This window comes from Blautia sp. OF03-13, from assembly GCF_003460685.1.
Taxonomy (GTDB): domain Bacteria; phylum Bacillota; class Clostridia; order Lachnospirales; family Lachnospiraceae; genus Fusicatenibacter; species Fusicatenibacter saccharivorans.
Genome location: NZ_QTVR01000059.1, coordinates 1 through 953, shown reverse-complemented (window position 1 = coordinate 953; position 953 = coordinate 1). Strand labels below are relative to the sequence as shown.

Annotated in this window: 1 protein-coding gene and 1 pseudogene; both read left to right on the top strand. The window is 37.5% G+C overall.

Annotation, left to right across the window (positions count from 1 at the left end; genetic code table 11):
* Positions 1-326, top strand: a pseudogene (locus tag DXA55_RS16875) (IS607 family transposase); the annotation flags it as partial.
* A partial coding sequence (locus DXA55_RS16870) for an RNA-guided endonuclease InsQ/TnpB family protein (RefSeq protein WP_147342044.1) occupies positions 256-953 on the top strand: 698 nt, incomplete at its 3' end. The pseudogene DXA55_RS16875 and the gene DXA55_RS16870, both read left to right, overlap by 71 nt.

Sequence of the window (953 nt, the reverse complement as noted above, 5' to 3'; positions counted from 1 at the left end):
AGTGGAATAAATTATTAGATGAAGTAATGGAACAGAAAGTAAAAACGATCATCATAACCCACAAAGACAGATTTATCCGATTCGGTTATGATTGGTTTGAAAAATTCTGCATGAAATGCAATACAACGATCGTGGTGGTAAACAATGAAGAATTATCACCACAGGAAGAACTTGTACAGGACATTGTTTCCATACTTCATGTGTTCTCCTGCAGATTGTATGGACTTCGTAAGTATAAAAAACAAATAGAGAGGGATGAGGAAATTGCTAAAGAGCTTCAAGACGGAAATCCATCCGACAGAAGAGCAGAAAGTCAGGATTCATAAAACAATAGGAACTTGTAGATTTATTTACAATTTCTATCTGTCCCATAACAAAGAACTTTATCAAAATGGCGAAAAATTCATGAGCAGCAGTAAATTCAGAGTCTGGCTGAATCATGAATATCTTCCACAACATCCAGAATATTTATGGATTAAGGAAGCATACTCAAAAGCAGTGACCCAGGCGGTAAATCATGGACAAACTGCATTTAAAAAATTCTTCGATCATGAAAGTGCTTTTCCTAAGTTCAAAAAGAAAGGCAGATCTGATGTGAAGATGTATTTCGTAAAGAATAATCCGAAAGATTGTCGCTGCGAGAGACACAGAGTTAACATCCCGTCGCTTGGATGGGTTCGCATCAAAGAAAAAGGATACATTCCTACGACGAAGGAAGGATATACCATAAAAAGCGGGCATGTTTCCATGAAAGCGGGCAGATATTATGTTTCGGCTCTTATAGAAATTCCTGACAACAAAACTGCTGATCCTTCTAACGAAGGAATCGGCATCGACCTGGGGCTAAAGGATTTTGCCATTGTTTCAAATGGTAAGACCTATAAGAATATCAACAAATCAGCAAGATTAAAGAAATTAGAAAAACGACTCGTTCGGGAACAGAGATGTCTCTC